The organism is Mesorhizobium sp. M7A.F.Ca.CA.002.05.1.1 (assembly GCF_003998335.1).
Taxonomy (GTDB): Bacteria; Pseudomonadota; Alphaproteobacteria; order Rhizobiales; family Rhizobiaceae; genus Mesorhizobium.
This window is the reverse complement of the sequence record NZ_RZQI01001421.1, coordinates 1-900: the sequence shown is the minus strand read 5'-3', so window position 1 is coordinate 900 and position 900 is coordinate 1. Positions and strand designations below refer to the sequence as shown.

Genomic DNA, 900 nt, shown 5'->3' with positions numbered 1-900 from the left:
GTATCACCGTCGCGCAAATGAACGACCTTCGGTCGAAAATGCGCGCCGCCGGTGGCACCGTCAAAGTCGCGAAGAACCGTCTCGCCAAAATCGCTCTTCAGGGCACGGACTCCGCATCGATCATCGAGCTGTTCAAGGGACAGACGCTGATTGCTTATTCGGAGGATCCGATTGCGGCGCCGAAGGTCGCGTCCGATTTCGCCAAGGGAAATGACAAGCTCGTCATTCTCGGCGGCGCAATGGGCACCACCTCGCTCAATGCCGACGGTGTGAAGGCACTCGCCACACTTCCGTCGCTCGATGAGCTGCGCGCCAGGCTGGTTGGCATGATCGCCACGCCGGCAACCCGGATCGCCCAGATCGTCAATGCGCCAGCGGCCTCGGTCGCGCGCGTCATCGGCGCTTACGCCCGGAAGGACGAGGCGGCATGAGGCCGTTCCTCGCTATCACAAACACACGTTCGAACCTTATGAAGGAACACAACAATGGCTGATCTCGCAAAGATCGTAGACGACCTTTCGAAGCTGACCGTCCTCGAGGCGGCCGAGCTGTCGAAGCTTCTGGAAGAAAAGTGGGGCGTTTCCGCCGCTGCTCCGGTGGCTGTTGCCGCCGCTGGCGGTGGTGCGGCCGCTGCTGCTCCGGTCGAGGAAAAGACGGAATTCGACGTCGTCCTCACCGAGGCAGGCGCTCAGAAGATCAACGTCATCAAGGAAGTCCGCGCCATCACCGGTCTTGGCCTCAAGGAAGCCAAGGATCTGGTCGAAGCGGCTCCGAAGCCGGTCAAGGAAGGCGTTTCCAAGGCCGACGCTGACAAGTTCAAGGCCCAGCTGGAAGCAGCCGGCGCCAAGGTCGACCTGAAGTAATCGTGAAAGCGGCGGGCGGCCTCGCGCCGTCCGCCAC

General features: G+C 62.0%; 2 protein-coding genes. Both read left to right on the top strand.

The features are described 5' to 3' along the window. On the top strand, window positions 1–431 hold a 431-nt coding region (rplJ, locus tag EN939_RS36045; RefSeq protein ID WP_127272040.1), incomplete at its 5' end, for a 50S ribosomal protein L10. A 54-nt stretch (window positions 432–485) separates the two neighbouring features. Further along, complete coding sequence (gene rplL, locus EN939_RS36040) at window positions 486–863, top strand: 50S ribosomal protein L7/L12 (protein ID WP_023762907.1); 378 nt, start codon at window positions 486–488, stop codon at window positions 861–863. Window positions 864–900: the final 37 nt, after the last annotated feature.

Bases quoted from the DNA above. Each gene is read 5' to 3' on its own strand.
- rplL (WP_023762907.1), top strand. From the start codon at position 486: ATGGCTGATCTCGCAAAGATCGTAGACGACCTTTCGAAGCTGACCGTC.